At 37.2% G+C, this 19,419-nt stretch carries 14 protein-coding genes and 3 other annotated features; all 14 genes read left to right on the top strand.

Features of this window, described 5'->3' with window-relative positions; translation table 11 throughout:
- The first annotated feature begins 61 nt into the window (after positions 1-61).
- Positions 62-2,038: an excinuclease ABC subunit UvrB gene (gene uvrB, locus HYG86_RS06470; protein ID WP_213168135.1), complete on the top strand. Its 1,977-nt coding sequence runs from the start codon at positions 62-64 to the stop codon at positions 2,036-2,038.
- A gap of 16 nt (positions 2,039-2,054) precedes the next feature.
- On the top strand, positions 2,055-4,871 hold the full coding sequence (uvrA, locus tag HYG86_RS06465; protein WP_213168133.1) for an excinuclease ABC subunit UvrA: 2,817 nt from the start codon (positions 2,055-2,057) through the stop codon (positions 4,869-4,871).
- 380 nt (positions 4,872-5,251) lie between these two features.
- Positions 5,252-7,084: an excinuclease ABC subunit UvrC gene (gene uvrC, locus HYG86_RS06460; protein ID WP_213168131.1), complete on the top strand. Its 1,833-nt coding sequence runs from the start codon at positions 5,252-5,254 to the stop codon at positions 7,082-7,084.
- Between the two features lie 242 nt (positions 7,085-7,326).
- Positions 7,327-7,713, top strand: a complete 387-nt coding sequence (locus tag HYG86_RS06455; RefSeq protein WP_213169138.1) for a DUF2089 domain-containing protein — start codon at positions 7,327-7,329, stop codon at positions 7,711-7,713.
- A 135-nt stretch (positions 7,714-7,848) separates the two neighbouring features.
- Entirely contained in the window at positions 7,849-8,862 is a 1,014-nt protein-coding gene (locus HYG86_RS06450) for a DUF4097 family beta strand repeat-containing protein (RefSeq protein WP_213168129.1), read from the top strand.
- A gap of 14 nt (positions 8,863-8,876) precedes the next feature.
- Positions 8,877-9,212: a hypothetical protein gene (locus HYG86_RS06445; protein WP_213168127.1), complete on the top strand. Its 336-nt coding sequence runs from the start codon at positions 8,877-8,879 to the stop codon at positions 9,210-9,212.
- Positions 9,213-9,252: 40 nt separating this feature from the next.
- Positions 9,253-10,287: an SHOCT-like domain-containing protein gene (locus HYG86_RS06440; RefSeq protein WP_213168125.1), complete on the top strand. Its 1,035-nt coding sequence runs from the start codon at positions 9,253-9,255 to the stop codon at positions 10,285-10,287.
- Between the two features lies 1 nt (position 10,288).
- Positions 10,289-10,654: an SHOCT-like domain-containing protein gene (locus HYG86_RS06435; RefSeq protein ID WP_213168123.1), complete on the top strand. Its 366-nt coding sequence runs from the start codon at positions 10,289-10,291 to the stop codon at positions 10,652-10,654.
- Positions 10,655-10,666: 12 nt separating this feature from the next.
- Positions 10,667-11,071, top strand: a complete 405-nt coding sequence (locus tag HYG86_RS06430; RefSeq protein WP_213168121.1) for an SHOCT-like domain-containing protein — start codon at positions 10,667-10,669, stop codon at positions 11,069-11,071.
- A 100-nt stretch (positions 11,072-11,171) separates the two neighbouring features.
- Positions 11,172-12,821 (top strand): ABC transporter ATP-binding protein, encoded by a 1,650-nt coding sequence (locus HYG86_RS06425; RefSeq protein ID WP_213168119.1) that lies wholly within the window; start codon positions 11,172-11,174, stop codon positions 12,819-12,821.
- Entirely contained in the window at positions 12,818-14,431 is a 1,614-nt protein-coding gene (locus tag HYG86_RS06420) for an ABC transporter ATP-binding protein (RefSeq protein ID WP_213168117.1), read from the top strand. Before HYG86_RS06425 ends, HYG86_RS06420 begins: the two co-directional genes overlap by 4 nt.
- A gap of 22 nt (positions 14,432-14,453) precedes the next feature.
- Complete coding sequence (locus tag HYG86_RS06415; protein ID WP_213168115.1) at positions 14,454-15,350, top strand: M55 family metallopeptidase; 897 nt, start codon at positions 14,454-14,456, stop codon at positions 15,348-15,350.
- 96 nt (positions 15,351-15,446) lie between these two features.
- Positions 15,447-15,678: a binding site (T-box leader), on the top strand.
- Positions 15,679-15,776: 98 nt separating this feature from the next.
- Positions 15,777-16,007: a binding site (T-box leader), on the top strand.
- 229 nt (positions 16,008-16,236) lie between these two features.
- Positions 16,237-16,467, top strand: a binding site (T-box leader).
- Between the two features lie 371 nt (positions 16,468-16,838).
- On the top strand, positions 16,839-18,413 hold the full coding sequence (locus HYG86_RS06410; protein ID WP_213168113.1) for a glutathione ABC transporter substrate-binding protein: 1,575 nt from the start codon (positions 16,839-16,841) through the stop codon (positions 18,411-18,413).
- A gap of 85 nt (positions 18,414-18,498) precedes the next feature.
- Positions 18,499-19,419 carry a nickel ABC transporter permease gene (gene nikB / locus HYG86_RS06405; RefSeq protein WP_213168111.1) on the top strand — a complete coding sequence of 307 codons (921 nt, stop codon included), beginning with the start codon at positions 18,499-18,501 and terminating at the stop codon, positions 19,417-19,419.

The raw sequence follows: 19,419 nt of genomic DNA, 5'->3' as shown, positions 1-19,419 counted from the left end.
TGTAATCATTACTGATATAATAATTTAGTAAATATTAAAAAATGTAAGGAAGGGTGGTACTATGTTACCGGGGAAATTTAAACTTGCTTCAAACTATAAACCTACCGGTGATCAGCCACAGGCTATAGAGAAACTGGTAAAAGGACTAAATGCAGGCCATAAGGGACAAACCCTCCTAGGAGTTACAGGGTCTGGGAAAACCTTTACCATGGCCAATGTTATAGAAAAAGTTAATAAACCAACAGTTGTAATAGCCCATAACAAGACACTGGCTGCACAGCTATGCAGTGAGTTTAAGGAATTCTTCCCAGACAATGCTGTGGAATACTTCGTAAGTTATTATGACTACTACCAACCAGAAGCCTATATACCATCCAGTGACACATATATAGAAAAAGATTCACAAATAAATGATGAAATAGATAAACTACGTTATTCCGCAACAAGCTCATTATTTGAACGTCGCGATGTTATTATAGTAGCCAGTGTTTCATGTATCTATGGATTGGGATCTCCCGAAGAATACAGGGATTTGATTGTATCACTAAGAACAGGTATGGAGCTAGATAGAGATAAAGTCATTAGAAACTTAGTTGAAATTCAATATAACCGCAATGACACAGACTTTAAAAGGGGTACATTTAGGGTGCGTGGGGATGTTTTAGAAGTATTCCCCATTGCCAACAGTGAAAAAGCTATTCGTATAGAATTTTTCGGAGACGAAATAGATAGAATAACTGAAATAGATACTTTAACAGGTGAGATACTAGGTGTAAGAAACCATGTGGCCATAGTCCCTGCATCCCACTATGTAACTGCAAAGGAGAAAGTAGTTACTGCAGCTGAAGCCATTGAACAAGAACTGCATGAGAGAATTGAATACTTTAAGTCCCAAGGAAAGCTTTTAGAGGCTCAACGTATTGAGCAGCGTACACGCTATGACCTAGAAATGATGAGGGAAATAGGCTTTTGCCAAGGTATAGAAAACTACTCAAGACACCTAACCCAAAGGGAGCCTGGAAGTAAGCCCTATACCCTCTTAGACTTTTTCCCCGATGATTATCTGATGATTATAGACGAGGCCCATGTTACAATACCTCAAATAGGAGCAATGTATGCAGGTGACAGATCCCGTAAAGAATCATTGATTGAACATGGATTTCGCTTACCTTCTGCCTTTGATAATAGACCCTTAAGGTTTAATGAGTTTGAAGGTATAGTTAACCAAGCAGTTTTTGTTTCAGCAACCCCTGCAGCATACGAAATTGAGCACTCCCAGCAAGTTGTGGAGCAAATTATAAGGCCTACTGGACTTGTGGACCCTAAAATCACTGTAAAACCAGTTGAGGGTCAAGTGGACGATTTACTACATGAGATTAAGAAGACCATTGAAACAAACCATAGAGTACTAGTAACCACTCTAACTAAAAGAATGGCTGAGGATTTAACGTCTTATCTTAAGGAAATTGGAATCAAAGTTAAATATCTCCATTCTGATATAAAGACAATTGAACGTATGGAAATTATCCGTGACTTAAGGCTAGGGGAGTTTGATGTTTTAGTGGGTATTAATCTTCTTAGAGAGGGTTTAGACTTGCCAGAAGTTTCACTAGTGGCCATACTTGATGCTGATAAAGAAGGATTCTTGCGTTCTGAACGCTCCTTAATCCAGACCATAGGTAGGGCGGCCCGTAACTCTGAAGGTAGGGTAATCTTATATGGTGATGTGGTAACAAAATCCATGGAAAAAGCCATCACAGAAACTGAACGTAGGCGACATATCCAAGAAGAACACAACCGTAAACACAACATAAAACCACAGACAATCTCCAAAAGTATACATGCAATCATTGAAGCAACTAAAGCTGCAGAAGACGGCGTAAAATATATTACTGATAAAGGCAAAAAAATTAGCAAGAAGGATAGAGATCTTATTATGGCTAAAATGGAAAAAGAGATGAAGGAAGCTGCGAAAGCACTTGAATTTGAAAAAGCTGCTTACCTCAGAGATATGATATTAGAACTTAAAGGAAAGTAGAGGGAAGAGGAGAAAAATGAAAAATATAGTAGTTAAAGGTGCTAGGGAAAATAACCTTAAAAACGTTGATATAACAATACCAAGGGATAAAATCGTAGTTTTTACTGGTCTAAGTGGTTCAGGAAAATCTTCCTTAGCCTTTGAAACCATATATGCAGAGGGACAAAGGCGCTATGTTGAATCATTATCAGCATATGCCCGTCAGTTCCTAGGGCAGATGGAAAAGCCAGATGTGGACTCCATAGAAGGTTTATCCCCTGCCATATCCATTGACCAAAAGACAACAAGTAAAAACCCTCGCTCCACTGTGGGTACAGTAACTGAGATATATGATTATCTAAGACTTCTATATGCTAGGGTAGGACAACCATTTTGCCCTACTTGCAAGAAACCTATCCAACAACAAACTGTCTCCCAAATGGTTGATAAAATCATGGAGCTACCTGAAAGGACAAAAATTCAGGTTCTTTCACCTGTAATTCGGGGCAGAAAAGGTGAGCATATCAAAGTACTGGAAGGTCTTAGAAAAAGTGGTTTCGTTAGGGTGAAAATTGATGACCACTTATATGAATTAAGTGAAGAGATAAAGCTTGAGAAAAACAAAAAGCATACCATAGAAGTAGTTGTTGATAGGCTTGTTGTTAAAGACGGTATTCAAAACCGCTTAGCTGATTCCTTGGAACTGGCCCTTACCCATGCAGAGGGTATCGCCCTTGTTGAAATCATTGACGGGGAAATAATTACATTTAGTCAAAACTTTGCATGTATTGAGTGTGGGTTTAGTTTTGAAGAAATAAGTCCAAGGATGTTCTCTTTTAACAATCCCTATGGGGCATGTGATGAATGTGCAGGGTTAGGTAGCCATCTTGAACCAGACCCAGACCTTATTATTCCAGATCCAACTTTAACAATAGCTGAAGGTGCTTTGGTGCCATGGAGTAAAAGTTCATCAAACTACTATACTTCCATGCTAAATGCAGTTGCCCAGGAGTTTGATATTAGCACAATCACACCTGTAAAAGACTTGCCCAAGGAGCATTATAAAATGCTTTTATATGGTGTTCCAGATAAAAAATTCAAAATAGACTATGTGAATTCCCAAGGGGAATATCAAGAACTAAATGCAGGTTTTAGAGGTCTAGTGAATTGGATTAAACTTAGATATAATGAAACAAGTTCAGACTATATACGAAATGATCTTGAAAACTATATGTCCAGCTTCACTTGCCGTAAATGTAAAGGTGCTAGACTTAAACCAGAGAGTTTATCTGTGCTAGTAGGTGATATAAACATCTCCCAGCTTACTGCTAAATCGGTGACTGAAGTAAAGGAAAAGTTAGCTTCAGTGGAATTTACAGAAAAAGAGATGATGATTGCCCGCATGATCCTTAAGGAAATCAATGAAAGGTTAGGATTCCTCATTGATGTGGGACTTGATTATCTAACCCTAGACAGAGCAGCAGGTACACTTTCCGGCGGTGAGGCCCAAAGAATAAGGCTAGCTACACAGATCGGCTCTAGTCTAATGGGTGTGCTATATATCCTTGATGAGCCAAGTATAGGTTTGCATCAAAGGGATAACGAAAGATTGCTGACAACTTTAAAGAAATTGAGGGATCTAGGGAATACCCTAATTGTAGTTGAACATGATGAAGACACCATGAAAGTAGCTGACTGTATCGTTGACATCGGCCCATACGCTGGAGAGCATGGAGGAGAAGTTGTAGCAGTGGGTACAATGGAAGAAATCATGGCAGAGCCACGCTCCATCACTGGCCAGTACCTCAGTGGTAAAAAACAAATTGAAATTCCAGATAAACGTCGTGAGACAAATGGCAAATGGATAGAGATAGTGGGAGCAAATGAAAACAATCTGCGAAACGTTGATGTAAAAATACCCCTGGGCGTATTTACATGTGTTACAGGGGTTTCAGGTTCAGGAAAGAGTACCCTTATAAATGAGATACTCCATAAATCCCTTGCTCAAAAGCTACACAACGCTAAAGCAAAGCCAGGTTCACATAAAGAGATATTAGGCCTAGAGCATATCGAAAAAGTAATCGACATAGACCAGTCGCCTATTGGTAGAACACCTAGGTCAAACCCTGCTACCTATACAGGTGTGTTTGACTATATTAGAGATTTATTTTCCACCACAAATGATGCGCAAGCTAGGGGCTACAAAGCTGGTAGATTCAGTTTTAACGTAAAGGGTGGAAGATGTGAAGCATGTCGTGGCGATGGAATAATAAAAATTGAGATGCACTTCTTGCCTGACGTATATGTTCCCTGCGAAATATGTAAAGGTGCAAGATACAATAGAGAAACCCTAGAAATAAAGTACAAAGGTAAAACCATATCAGACATCTTAAACATGTCTGTTAAAGAAGGGGTGGAGTTCTTTAAGAATATTCCCCGAATAAAACGTAAGCTAGACACCCTGTTTGATGTTGGATTAGGTTATATCAAGCTAGGCCAACCTGCCACAACACTTTCCGGTGGTGAGGCACAAAGGGTTAAGCTGGCAACGGAATTAAGTAGAAGAAGTAATGGAAAGACACTATATATCCTTGATGAGCCAACAACAGGGCTACACATCGCAGATATTGATAAGTTACTTCAGGTACTGGCAAGACTAACAGACGAAGGTGATAGTGTCCTAGTCATAGAGCACAACCTAGATGTAATAAAAACAGCTGACCACATCATCGACTTAGGACCAGAAGGGGGCCACCGAGGCGGTACAATAATAGCCCAAGGAACCCCAGAAGAGATTGTAAAAGTGAAGAAAAGCTACACAGGAAAATTCCTAAAGCCGTATCTAAAGGCGTAGTAACTTAAGTGACGCAGATCGCAGTTCGCAGTTCGCCTTACGCAAATCTCTGAGGGCATTTGTTACTGTAGGGTGCGGGGCTCTGTACCCGCCCGGACCAACTGTGTGACTAGGGGAAGTTTCGACCTAGCCACAGATCTACAGGATATAAACGATCTCTAGAGCAAGTACAAAAGCATAAAGGGCGAGTTTAACTTAAGGTCTTAAACAGTGAATTTCTCATACATGGCAGCAGAAGTATGTTTAAAACAGCGATTTAGCAGTTTGCTTTTAACCTAAGAATTAAAAACAGATTTTTTTCCCCGTTGTGTTGTAGAATTTCCTAACTCCTAACCAACTAACCAACTAACCAACTAATTACTAACCATAAGAGAGGTGATATGGTGCTATCTCAAGATAAAATATCGGAGCTACTCAAAGAACTTCCCAGTTCACCTGGGGTATATATCATGAAAGACAAATACCAAGATGTAATATATGTTGGGAAGGCCATATCCCTTAAAAATAGGGTGCGGTCGTACTTCCAGCAGACAGAAAAGAAGGGTGCTAAAGTTACAGCCTTAGTCCGCAACATAGCATACCTTGACTATATCGCAACAGACTCAGAAGTAGAAGCACTAATACTAGAGAGCAACCTAATAAAAAAATACCGACCCAAGTACAACATCTCCCTAAAGGACGATAAACAATACCCATATATCCGTATAAACCTAAAGGAAGATTTTCCACTGTTGGAAAAGGTTCGGAAAATGTCAAAGGACAAAGCTAAATACTTTGGTCCTTACCCCAGTGGGACTGCAGTAAACGAAACCATAAATGCAGTGAAAAAATTATTTCCCCTTCGAACATGCAAAGGAAGCCTAGCAAACAAAGACAGGGCATGCCTAAACTACCACATTAAACGCTGCTTAGCGCCCTGCCAAGGTTTAATTTCCCGAGAGGATTACCATAAAATTATCGATGAAGTAATTCTCTTTCTAGAAGGTAAAAACACACAACTTATTAAAAAACTAGAAACAGAGATGCATAAAGCTGCAGAAAATCTTGATTTTGAAGCTGCAGCAAAGGTCCGTGACCAACTTCAAGGTGTTAAAGCCATAGCAGAAAAGCAAAAAATTATTTTCAGTGATCTTGAAGATAGGGATATTCTAGCTGTTGCCACAGGTGAAAATTTAGCGTGTATACAAGTGTTCAGTGTTAGGGGAGGAAAACTCCTCGGAAGTGATTCATTTAAGCTAGAGAATACCGGTGGGTCCAGTGAAAGTGAGCTATTTCATGCATTTATCACACAGTTCTACTCCAATGCTCCCATAATACCAGGGGAGATTTTAGTACCTATAGACATCGAAGATTCAAACGTACTATTAGAGTTTTTAGCAAAAAAACGAAATGGTAAAGTGGTCATTAGGGTGCCACAAAAAGGAGATAAAAAGGCACTTCTAGATATGGCAGATAAAAACGCCAAGTTGCAACTAGAAACTTTTATTCAACAGCATGAAAAAAATAAGGAAGAAGCGGAACAGGGATTACTAGATCTAACAAAAGCTTTAGGCCTTGAAGACCTTCCTTGGCGAATGGAATGCTTCGATATATCTAATATCCAGGGAGAACACACTGTAGCATCAATGGTGGTTTTTGAAGGTGGTAAACCTGCTAGGGATAAATACAGAAAATTTAAAATCAGGACAGTGGAAGGACCCAACGATTTTGCATCCATGGCTGAGGTCCTTACAAGAAGGCTTCAGAACTTCAAAGATGGTGACGAAAAATTCATGCCTCTACCCCATCTAATAATTATAGATGGAGGTAAAGGACAGCTTTCCTCTGCCAGGGAAATAATGGAGGGTATGGGACTAGGCGATATCAAAACAATCGGGCTTGCCAAAAGGGAAGAAGAAGTATTTGTCCCTAAAGTGTCCGAACCTATCATTCTACCAAGGAATAGTAAAGGGCTATATATGCTGCAAAGAATTAGGGATGAAGCCCATAGATTTGCTATAACATTCCACAGAAACCTGAGGAATAAAAATACCCTTACCTCAGAATTAGACAATGTACCAGGAGTTGGTCCTAGCCGAAAAAAACTACTCCTAAAGACATTCAAATCAGTAGAAGAAATATCCACAAAAGACGTAGGAGAAATAGCAGCAGTTCCAGGCATACCCTGGAATGTGGCAGAGCAATTGTATAAGTATTTTAGAAAAAGTAAGTAGTATATTTCATTTGAAACTCCTAAATATCAAAGAAAACAAAACCTCAAGAAGCCTCTTAGGCAATTTGGGGTTTTGTTTATAAAATTAAACATGCAATTAACATATTTAATATATTTAATAAAATTATTTATAAAACTTATGGAAAAGCACTTGCATTTGGTAAAATATTTAGTATAATTGAATTAAAGGTTAAGATAATTAATAATATACTTAAATAAATTGAAAGGAGGGGCTGAAAAATGGTGAAGAAACAAATGCTCGGGAGATGTCCCGTATGTACTTCTCATTTAGACGTTACCCGGTTACACTGCAAATCATGTGATACTACAATAGAAGGAAGATTTGAACCATGTAAATTCTGCAGACTTCCCCTAGATCAAAAAGAATTTGTAGAAGTCTTTATAAAATCCAGAGGGAATATAAAAGAAGTAGAGCGAGAACTAGGAGTATCATATCCCACTGTCAGGGGACGCCTGGAAGCAGTTATTGAAGCCTTGGGATACAGACCAGAACCAGTACCAAAAAACGATCCTGAAAATGCAAAACGTCGCAAAGAAGTACTAGATGCCCTAAATAACGGAGAAATAAGTGCAGAAGAAGCTGTGCAATTACTGAAAAACCAAAACTAATCTTTTTTCCTTAGGTAAATAAAACTATATTACTAGCTAAGCAAGGCTAGGCTAGGGTCATGAGGAAACGCCTTCAGGTGTTTTTTAAAAAGACAGTTCTGATGATTTAGAAATAAAAGAAAAGGGGGCATTAACATGGGTGATGAACGCAAACTTATTTTAGAAATGCTAAGGGATGGTAAGATTTCAAGTGAAGAGGCAAAGGAGTTACTAAGTGTTCTCGGTGATACAGAAGATATGGATCAACATAAAAATACATCCCAAGAAACTCATGAACAAACTAAAAAAGCCGAAAGAGAGTATTTTGAGGAAACAGGTGAGAACTGGAGCCTTTTAGATGGCCTAAAAGGCTTGTTCACAGGAATAACTGGACCTACTTACGAATTTGTTGAAGAATACAACCATAGATTTAACCCTTTAAGCATAAAAGCAAACATTAAGACAAAGAATGGCACAGTTATCATAAAAGCATGGGATAAAGAAGAATGTTCTATCAAAGTGACAAAAAAGATTAAAGGTTTTACATCAGAAACTAAAGCTAGGGATTTTGCAAAATCATATCAAGTATTAAAGCTAGGTGATGACTTTATCGATACTGAGGATTACAAAAATCGGCACCTAAGTATCAACTACGAAATTTACCTACCAAGAAATATCATTTTAGAGCTGAAAACAAGATCTGTAAATGGCAGAGTCCTATTAAAAGATATCCATCTTATTGATGGAAGTGTAACAACAGTTAACGGGAAGATTACAGTACAAAATGTAAAAGGCGACAGAATAAAGATATCAGGTGTCAATGGAGTTATAGACGTTGACGCAGACATACAAAGTATCGACTGCAATACCGTAAATGGCAAAATATTTATAAAAGACAGTAATCAGCAAGAAGGACATGTGAGTATTTCCACTGTGAACGGACCAATAAAGATTGAGCTTCCAGTGGGTGTTAGAGGTGTTAAAGTCAAAAACAGCTCAGTAAATGGCAGTATTAAAATTGATCATCAAGACTTAAGGATTGTATCCCAATCTGGTAAAGTGGCTAATAAAAGGGCTGAAGCTGTTTCAGATGGTGATATTAAAAGAATATATAATGCCAGTGCAGTGAACGGAACACTGACAGTAAGCGAAATCCATTCAAATATTTAAGGAGGATAATGAAAATGACATTTTTAGAAATATTAAGTGAGCAATATGTTCAACTTGGGATCTTTATTCTAATTTTAGTAGGACTATTACTAAATTTCTGTATAAAAATGGAACTTATTAAACAAGGAATTTACAAAAAGGTATATAAGCAAAGACGCATTGACTGGGAGAAATTTAAAGGTGGAGTTTGGGTAATAGGAATAGCAGGTTTGTTTTTAGCTAGACATTTTTATTCATGGAATTTTTGGATTACATTTCTGGCATTCTTCATCTTTGTAGGTCTGACTCAAGTCTTTTCTGGATTATTTTTGAGTAACAGGAGCTGGAAAAGTCGTAAATACTGGGATTAAGATAAGCTAACCTAAGATAAGTAAAGGTAGGGATGGTAGGATGAAAACAATAGAGAAACAATTTGATGTGGGATTTCAATCAACAATCGACATATCAGTTGATAAAGGGAATATTAAGATCTGGGGTTGGGAAAATTCAGCATGTAAAGTAATAGCTGAAAGTAGTGAAGCCATGAACTTCGACTTTGATTTAACAAATGACTATTTGCAGCTGGAACTTACAAAAGGACAAAAGGAAATCCAAGTTTATGTCCCAAAACATAGTAAATTAATGGTGGACGGCAGTTATTTAAATTCAGATATCAGTAATCTTAATGGAAGCCTGTCACTGGAAAATGGCAAAGGGGACATCAAAATATCCAACTTAGATGGAAATGCTATCATTGAAATGGAGCATGGGAACATTGAACTTGAAAATATTAATGGCACCATTTTAGTTGAAAAAGGCAAAGGTACCCTAAAGGCCTTTAAGGTTGCTGGAGAATTAAAGGTAGAGAGTGGACATGGAAACATGGAGCTTACTTCACTAAATGGCGAATGTTATGTGGAAAGTGGTAAAGGGGATATAGTAGTACAAGAAGGAAAAGGAAACATGAATCTTTATTGTGGGCATGGGGATTTAACTTTGGACTATTGCACCTTTAAAAGATTGGCTGCAGAGGGTAAAGGTGGAACCAAAATTATAGTATCCAGTGAGCAAGATGGAGTATGGAACATATTGCGAAATGGCGATTTTAATATATCGGCACCTGTGACATCACAATTAGATTTTAAGGTGGAATGTCGCACATTGACAAACAACATACCAGGTTTGAATTTCACAAAATATGATGATCTTTACAAAGGCTCCTTGGGTTTTAGTCCAAAGGGAACAGTATATATTGAAGGAGCAAAGGAAGCTGTTTTTGAAAAGGGTAATAGTCAAGGGTATATGGATATTTGTTCAATTGATGAAGATGAAAAAGAGACATTAAAAATCCTAGAAATGCTTAAACAAGGGATTATAACGTCAGATCAAGCAGAAGAACTCTTATCAGCCATAGAAGGTACTTCAAACCTTGAGGAGGTTGAATAATATGAGAGAAGAAAAACTACAAGTATTGAAAATGATTGAAGAAGGTAAAATCACAGCTGAAGAAGGTGTCAAGCTTTTAGCAGCAGTGGAAACTGAAGAAAAAAAAGAGAGCACCGATAATAACAACAATGTGAAATACCTTATGATAAAGGTTGAAGATTTAAACTCGGGAAGAAAAAAAGCAAACATAAAGATACCCTTTTTCTTAGTTAATTTTGGGCTTAAGTTTATCCCAAAAGAAGCTAAGGGTATAACCCAAGAGGAAATCAACCAGTTAATCCAGATGGCAAAAATGGGTAAGACTGGAGAGGTTCTAGAGGTTATGGATGAGGATGATTCTGTAAGAGTTAAAATTTGGCTAGAGTAGGGGGGAGTTAAGATGAGTTCAAAGGAGAGATTAAAAGTTTTAGAGTTGATCCGTGAAGGTAAAATAACCCCTGAAGAAGGACTAGAGCTCCTTACAGTACTACAAAACACGGAAGATGACATGAGCAATAAAGAAGAAGACGAGATTAAAATAGATTTCGGTGGTCAAAGCACAGAAGGTGACAAAGCCAAGAGCATAAAGATAAAAGTTGATAAACCCAATGGTAAAAACGTTAATATAACATTGCCTGCATCTGTGGTGAGATTTCTAGGAGGTCTTGGAACTACTCATATCAGAGCAAATGGAGAGAGAATAGACACCGATGAATGGTGGGAGAAGCAAGATTCTGGTTATAAAGGGGTACTATTTGAAACAACCTCTAAGTCAGGAAAAGATATAAAAATCGAGTTGGAATAAGACCTTGGTCTTGGTTACTAGTTGTTAGCTGCCCCTAATAAATAGTAACAATTGTTTTGGCACCTTTAAATATAAAAGTAGCAAGAATTGGGGTGAGGTATTGAAAGAACTTTTATTACAAAGAAAATTTAGATTTGCAATGTATATATTTGCCTGTTTCATTCCCGTTGTAGACCAACTTATAGTAAATCTTACCTTGGCATTACTTATAGGTAGTATTGAGGTAGGGACCATGGAAAATTTTGTTCGTGTGGTATTGATTTCTGTGGGGGCTATAGCACTTAGTTCCATATCTTATATAATATCCCGCTATATGAGGATATCTTACATGAGAGACACCCTTCTAGCTGTACGGGTAAAGGCTTTTGAAAAAATAATGAGGTCATCGTATAAAACCTTTAACATAAAGTCAAAGGACTCCTATATATCTAATCTAATCAATGACATAAACATATTTGAAAATAACTTCTTTTTAAAGTTAATAAATCTAATTTTCAATGGTGGTACTTTCATAGTTGTACTGACCATACTGTTTTTTTTAGATTTTAAGTTTGCCTTAGGTATTTTAGCCATATCCCTTATTCTACTTATGGTAATTAGAGTGTTTGAAAGGAAAACCGTAAGTCTACAAGAAGAGGTTTCAGTAAGCAATGAGGATTTTTCAATTGATATATCTAACACCTTTAACGGCCTAGAGATACTAAAACTAAACAATATCGAGGATAAGTTTTTAGAAAAATCTCTACTAAAAATTAAAAGGCTTGAGAGAACAAAGTACAACTACACAGTTTTTACAGAGGGACAAAATAGGGTTACAGGTTTGCTTGGATACCTTGCGGTGGTTTTTATCTTACTTTACTTATTGAATTTGCTTTCCACAGGGATGTCCCTTACAACAATTGTATTTATGTTTCAAATGTCCAATAGCTGTGTTTGGAGCTTAGTTCGTGTACTGCCCTTATTTAACGAATTAAAATCGTCGGCTAATATTTATAATAAGATAACAAAAATGACAGAAGAAAATAAATCTGAAGTAACTCAAGGGATTGATTTCTCCTTTAATTCAAAAATAGAAATAAAAGATTTATCCTTTAATTATGATGGGAAAGAGGTTTTCAATGGAGTTACCTTTGACATTGAAAGGGGAAAGAAATACTTAATTAAAGGTGCAAGTGGGGCTGGAAAATCTACTCTTGTGAAGCTTCTTTCCAAAATATATGACGACTATCAGGGCGATATTTTAGTTGATGGGGTTGACTATAGAAGTATTAATGAAGACAGCTTGAATGACAATGTGTCATTCATATATCAGGATGTGTTTTTGTTTGAAGACACCATAGCAAACAATATAAGCCTATACAAAACATACGAGGAAAAGCAAATCCAAGCTGCTGCCAATTCAGCAGGACTTAGTGATTTGCTAAGTAAAAAAACAAAGGGAATAAATGAAATGCTGCTGGAAAATGGTAAAAACCTCTCTGGAGGGGAAAGACAAAGGATTTCTATAGCCAGAGCAATCATTAAGGATTCAAGTATACTCTTTGTTGATGAAGGAACATCAAGCCTTAATGAAGAGTTGGGTAGAAACGTTGAAAAGACAATTCTTTCCTTAGATAGCACTGTAATAGCCATATCCCATAGATACTATAAAGGAATCACTGAAAAATATGATTATGTCTTGGAGATAGTAAATGGAAAAGTGATAAAATATCCCAGTAAGGAATATTTTCAGGGGGAACTTGCCATATGAAAAAATCAATATTAAGCAAATGGCCTTTTCTATGTTTAGCCATATTTATAGGGTTAGCAGCTGCTATAGTAGAAGGTTATATATCAATTTACATGATGAGAGTTGTAGACACAACTCTTGCTGGAGATAGGGTACTATTTTACACACAAGCAAGGACACTAATTCTCCTTGCAATACTATTACTACCCATTAATATTGTATTGTCATTCGCTAAGGGTCTGTACAAATATAAATCTCTTACGTCAGTTAAAATTAGTTTTATGGATAGGGTATTTAAAAAAAATATCAGTGAGTTTCAAAAGGACAATAATGGGTTATACATTTCTGCTATAACCAATGACATGAATATTATCGAAAATAATTATGTGGAAGCAATCTTTCAAATAACCATGAACATTATAACTTTTGTGGTGGGTATTATTGTTATTTACTCTGTTAGCCCCATTGCACTTTTTGTGGGTATTGGAATCAGTGCATTTAGTACATTGCTAGCTGTGGCTTTAAGTAAACCACTACAAAGGCACCAAGTTCAAAGGTCAAAGCTTTTTGAAGGCTACACGTCGTATATAAGAGAGGTCCTTGGAGCATTTTCCATAATTAAGGCCAATAACTTGAGTGCAAAAGTTAGCAAAGACTTTTTTATCAAAAGCAAAGATATACAGTATAAGGGATATGTAATAGATAGGATCTATACTTACTTCCTTTCAATTCAAAGACTTACAACAAACCTTTCCTTCTATGGTATAGCTGGCATAGTGATCTACATGGCCATCCAAGGAAGAATTACCACAGGGGGAGTTATACTTATCATAAATAATATGGAAAAAGTAATATTTCCCTTGATGCAGGTTTCTGAGTGGCTTCCAAAGATTTTTTCAGTTAAGTCTTTGTTCGTTAACATGGACGAAATATTGGAGAGCAAAGACCTAAAAGTGGAAACAGTGGAATTAGAATCATTTAATAATTCCATAGAACTTAAGGATGTTTCATTTGGTTATACAGAGGATTTGATATTAAAGAATATAAACCTAACCATCAACAAAGGTAGTAAATACCTGATAATTGGACCTAGTGGTGGAGGGAAATCAACCCTACTAAAACTACTAAGGAAGTACTTTATACCAAGCAAAGGGTCAATTAAAATAGATAACATAGATATCAGTGATATAAGTAAGAGTAGTTATTTTAACAAAATAGCCAATGTAGAGCAGCAGGTATTTTTATTTGAAGATACTCTTAAAAACAATTTAACCCTCTACAAAGATTATAGTGATGAAGAGATAGACTTAGCAATTGTAAGGTCAGGGCTTACTGAATTCGTACAGAACCTTCCTAACAACCTAAATACTATGCTCTATGACAATGGAAGGAATATCTCAGGGGGAGAAAAAAGCAGAATAGCAATAGCTAGAGGTCTGTTGGCAAATACAGACATTATATTTTTAGATGAGGCCTTTGCAAGTCTTGATTCTAAGGTTGCCAAGGAAATAGAAAATACATTGTTAAAACTAGAAGGCATTACAGTAGTTAACGTAAGTCATATTATTTTTGATGAAACTAAGAAGTATTATGACAGAGTCATTTCCGTAGCAGGGGGAAGTGTATCCTAATATTTTATTAAGGGGGAAAACAATGAGAAAACAATTAATTCTTATTTCTGACATGGAAGGGGCTTCAGGTATTTTTGACCAGCATCAAAAAGAGTTATTAAATGGTGAAGATGCATGGAGAGAACAGGGAAGAGAAAAGATGACCTCTGATATACTGGCAGTATGTGATGCTGCCAATGAATTTGGTATAGACGAAATTTTATACTATGATGGACACTTTGCAGGGAATCCAGAGTTTAATGTTATAAAGGAAAAACTGCCATCTAATGTAAGATACTTTGATGTGCCTGATAGATGTTTTGACTGGAGAAGAATTAGGGGTCAAGCCGAAGTAGAGCCCTTTGGACTAATTACAGTAGGCCAACACGCAAGAAATGGGGAAAAAGAAGCTTACTTTGCACACACAATACAATCTCCACCTATAAAAGCTCTGTTGGTAAATGATTTACATGTAGCAGAGATAGGTATGGCGATACTAAATTTTCAAAGGGTACCATATATAGCAAACATAGGATGTGCAGCATCTGAGAGAGAAGCCTTAGAGCTCTCACCAAAAGTTAAACACATCAGTGTTAAAGACAAAGGCCAAAATTGGGAACCCAATGCTGAGGAGACTTACCCTATTATAAAAAAGGGCGTTCTTGAAGCACTAGAAAATGCACATAAAGCCGAACCTGCAAACATAACTCCCCCATATCATTTCAAATTGGACTTATGCAAATACTTCTACTTTAAAGATCCAGAAAGCTTCCCATGGAAAGGAAGTTTCACGGAAAAAGTAGCTACTTGGGAAGCACCGTCCATTGAAATGGGGTTTGAACTATTTCACTATGTAAGAGAGAATATCTCAATATCTGAAGAAGACAAAGAGAAGTTAATAAAAGAACGGTTAGCTGGCACATACGACCCAATGGAATAGTTGAAGAATAGGGTGTGACTAAAGTCAGAATATTAAGTTCTAAAAAAGTTGTTGACTTTAGTCCGGTAAATCATTATAATGACAATAACTTAAAAAACAAATCCGTTGATCGGGACAGTAAATAGGGGAAATTTTTCAGCGAGCTAGTGGTTGGTGTAAGTCTAGCAAAGGAACCTAATTGAAGCGCACCCAGTAGGAGTTTTTTTGAAGGTTGCAATGCAACTGTGTAGAGAAGATCGGTTCGCCACCGTTAAAGGTTAGAGGTGGATAGAAGAAGTTGTTCTATCAACAAGAGTGGTAACGCGGGAATATAGATCTCGTCTCTTATATAAAAGAGGCGAGTTTTTTTATACCACAAAATCAGGAGTCAGGCAGTTCGTTAGTGAGAGAGTCCTTTAGTGAATTTAGTGGCAAAGGTTTTATAAATTAAATCCAATAATCTAGGAGAGTAAATAGGGGAGATTTTCAGCGAGCTAGTGGTTGGTGTAAGTCTAGCAATGGAACCTAATTGAAGCGCACCTGGTAGGAGTCTTTTTGAAAGTTGCAAAGCGTAACTGTGTAGAGAAGATCGGCTGGCCACCGTTAGAGGTCAGAGGTGGATAGAAGAAGTTGTTCTATCAACAAGAGTGGTAACGCGGGATAAAACTCGTCTCTTATATACAAGGGGCGAATTTTTTTATACCATAAAATCAGGAGTCAGGCAGTTCAAAAAACTTAAAAGCTTAGCCACAGATCTACATGATCTAACTGATTAGTAAAAATCAGTCACTAATGGCACTACCATGAAGGTTATGAATTAACACTAAAATAACCACAAAGCTATATGTAAGTAGTGTAAGTTAGTGAAAGAGAACTTTAGTGAAGTTAGTGGCAAAGGAATTATAAATTAAATCCGATAATCTAGGAGAGTAAATAGGGGAAATTTTCAGCGAGCTAGTGGTTGGTGTAAGTCTAGCAGTGGAACCTAATTGAAGCGCACCTGGTAGGAGTTTTTTTGAAAGTTGCAATGCGCAACTGTGTAGGGAAGATCGGCTCGCCACCGTTAGAGGTCAGAGGTGGATAGAAGAAGTTGTTCTATCAACAAGAGTGGTAACGCGGGATAAAACTCGTCTCTTATATACAAGGGGCGAGTTTTTTTGTATCTTTAAATGAACTTTGCAGGTAAGGATCAGAAGTCAGGACTCAGGGGTAGGCAGTTAAGAAAACTTAAAAGCTTAGCCACAGATCTATATGATCTAACTGATTAGTAAAAATCAGTCACTAATGACACTACCATGAAGGTTATGGATTAACACTAATTATACACAAAGCTAGATCTAGGTAGTGTAAGTTAGTGAGAGAGTTTTTTAGTGGAGTTAGTGGCAAAGGTTTTTTGGTAGGATGTATAAAAATAACTTACAAAATTAAAGGAGGTGAGACAAGAATAGGTCTTTTATACCCAAAATATCGGATTCAAAAATAGATAAAAAAACAAAGGAGAGATTAACAATGAAAAAAATACAGGGACTCAAAACACTTGTAATCATTCTACTAACAGCATTATTAGCTGTGGGATGCTCCACATCTGAAAAAGATACTACACCAAACACAACACCTAAAGAGACAGAATTAAAAATAGCCCAAGAGGCAGAACCTACAACTCTAGATCCATTTAATGCTACGGATGTAACTTCGTCCAACATTAACAGAACAATTTTTGAAGGTTTATTACAACTTGATGAGAATCTGCAAATAGTACCAGGCCTAGCAAAAGAGTTCTCATATAACGACGATGCGACACAGCTACACTTCATACTTCATGAAGGTATTAAGTTCCATGATGGAAGTGAACTGACAGCAGAAGTAGTAAAAGCAAACTTTGAATTTGTTAAAGATCCAGAAAATAACATGGCACGTAGTGGATTTTTCAGCTTTATCAACGAGATAGAAATAGTAAATGACTATGAACTAATAATTCACTCCAAAGCACCAAATGCATCCATGGCATCCTACTTCTCTCACACAGGTGCAGGTATAAAATCACAATTAGAAATCCAAAAGAAGCTAGAAAACCCAGACTATAACTTAGATAGAAATCCAGTTGGAACTGGACCATTCAAGTTTGTTGAGTGGAGAGATGGTCAACATATACTACTAGAGAAAAACGAAGAATACTGGAACACTAGCAAAATGGCCCAAGTTCAGAACTTGAAGTTCTTACCAGTACCAGAAGCTGCAACAAGGGTTAATATGCTAAAAGCAAATGAAATACATTTTGTGGCTTCACTACCAACAGGCGATGCCGATGAATTACAACAAAACCAAAACATCGGTGTAATATCAGGGCCATCTAACACACAATTCTATGTGGGAATCAATTTCCAAGAAGAGAAATACCAAGATAAAAATGTACGTTATGCCATGAACTACGCAATAAACAAAGATCAACTTATCGCACAAATCGTTGATGGATATGGCTCAATTGCTGCATCTTCCATAGCGCCAGGTGTATATGGATATAGTGCTCAATCCACATACGAGTACGATGTAAACAAAGCCAAAGCATTAATGGCAGAAGCAGGATATGCAGAGGGCTTCACGGCCACCCTTTGGACGAGAAACTCAACAGAATTTATTGATATCGCTGACTTCATAGCAATTCAATTAAAAGAGATAGGTATAGATGTAAAGATAGAACCATACGAAAGTGGTACACTGTTTGATATGCTAGATGCTGGTGATAAAGGTACAGACCTATGGATCGGAAGATGGTCTGTTGGAACCGGTGAAGCAGATCAAGGTCTAAGACCAAACTTTTACTCAGATAGAATTCCACCTAGCTATAACAACTCCGGTTTTTATATAAACCATACAGTAGATAGTTTATTGGACACTGCATTAGCAACAGCTGACGAAACACAAAGGCTTGCCCTTTATAATGAAGTACAAAAAGAACTTTACACTGACGCACCATGGGTGTTCTTATATACAGCGGAAGCAGTAACAGCCCATAGAGAAGAAGTTGGTGGACTGTTCATGATGAAAGATGGTTCAGTGATCTTAACTCAAGCATTCTTTAAATAACATAGGTTTAGGGTTCTCCAGTTGAGGGCCCTATAACCTTTTGTTTGTTAGAAGCCTAAGGCTTCTTGAAAGGAGATAGGGAAAAATGACAACTTATGTAATCAGACGTATACTCTCAATGATCCCCATAATGTTAATAGTATCTATAACAGCGTTTATGTTCGTCCACTTGACACCTGGAGACCCAATAAGAATTATGTACGGCTCGGAGATGGATAAGCAAACCTATGAGGAAATTAAAGAGAGAGAAGGTTTCAATGGCCCACTAATTGTTCAATATGGTAGATATATGGGAGGGCTCTTTAGGGGTGACCTTGGAACATCCTATAGAACCCGTTCAAGTGTATCTGAAGAGGTTGCTAGGAGATTTGGATTTACCTTTAACTTAGCCATGTTGAGTATGGTTTGGGCCATTGTGTTAGGCCTAGGTATTGGGATACTATCTGCTGTTAAAAGAAACTCCATATGGGATAGGCTAAGTATGGTAACATCGATCTCTTTACTGAGCATGCCATCTTTTTGGATGGGACTTGTATTGATGCAAATCTTTGCTGTTGGCCTAGGATGGTTGCCAACCAGTGGAACAGGTACATTTAAGCATCTATTGCTACCCTCCATTGTTTTAGGCACAGGAGTAGCAGCAGTAATCGCAAGGTTTACCCGTTCAAGCGTCCTTGAAACAATGAAAGAGGACTATATAAGAACAGCAAGATCAAAAGGGCAAAAACACTGGAAAGTTATATGGAAGCACGCCCTTAGAAATGCACTTATACCTGTGGTAACTATGACAGGCCTACAATTTGGATTTCTCATTGGTGGTGCAGTAGTTGTTGAACAAGTATTTTCGTGGCCAGGGTTAGGTAGTTATCTAGTTGATGCTATATTAGTTAGGGACTACCCAGTTATTCAAGCACTCATTATGCTGTTTTCTTTACAATTCTTAGTAGTAAACCTATTGGTGGATTTAACATACGCTTATCTAAATCCACAGATAAGGTATGACTAA

The organism is Alkalicella caledoniensis (assembly GCF_014467015.1).
Lineage (GTDB): Bacteria > Bacillota > Proteinivoracia > Proteinivoracales > Proteinivoracaceae > Alkalicella > Alkalicella caledoniensis.
Note: the sequence above shows the minus strand (reverse complement) of the source record. Positions and strands in the feature narration are given on the sequence as shown.